Origin of the sequence: Pseudomonas sp. JV245A, assembly GCF_032424515.1 — a bacterium.
Taxonomy (GTDB): Bacteria; Pseudomonadota; Gammaproteobacteria; order Pseudomonadales; family Pseudomonadaceae; genus Aquipseudomonas; species Aquipseudomonas protegens.
Map to the genome: position 1 here is coordinate 1 of NZ_VYKE01000573.1, position 393 is coordinate 393.

2 pseudogenes are annotated in these 393 nt (G+C 63.4%); one reads left to right on the forward strand and one right to left on the reverse strand.

From position 1 onward, the window contains the following. Positions 1-182: pseudogene (locus tag F6S12_RS33090) on the reverse strand (AraC family transcriptional regulator); the annotation flags it as partial. A 92-nt stretch (positions 183-274) separates the two neighbouring features. Here F6S12_RS33090 and F6S12_RS33095 point away from each other — a divergent pair. Continuing rightward, positions 275-393, forward strand: a pseudogene (locus F6S12_RS33095) (DJ-1/PfpI family protein); the annotation flags it as partial.

The window sequence follows — 393 nt, forward strand, 5'->3', positions numbered from 1 at the left end:
CCCGAGGAGCTCAGGGTCGCGCCGCCCGGGCTGGCAATCACCCGCGGGTGGTAGGGCAAGGGCAGGCCCAGGCCGCGGGCCCGGTCATTGGCCGAGGCGAACACCTGCAGCGGCCCGCTGACATCCAGCAACTGGGCATTGGCGAAGGCCAGGACAAACACGTTTTTCGGCGCAGTGGGCATGGTTGGCGTAAATCGAGGGCTGGTTGGCGTATGCGCCAAATCCTAGAGCGCTAGAGTCAAGCCGTCCACTTCATCGACACAAGGAACAGGCAATGGCAGTGCAGATAGGTTTTCTGTTGTTCCCCGAGGTCCAGCAACTGGATCTGACCGGTCCCCACGACGTACTGGCCTCGCTGCCGGATGTGCAGGTGCACCTGATCTGGAAGGAGCC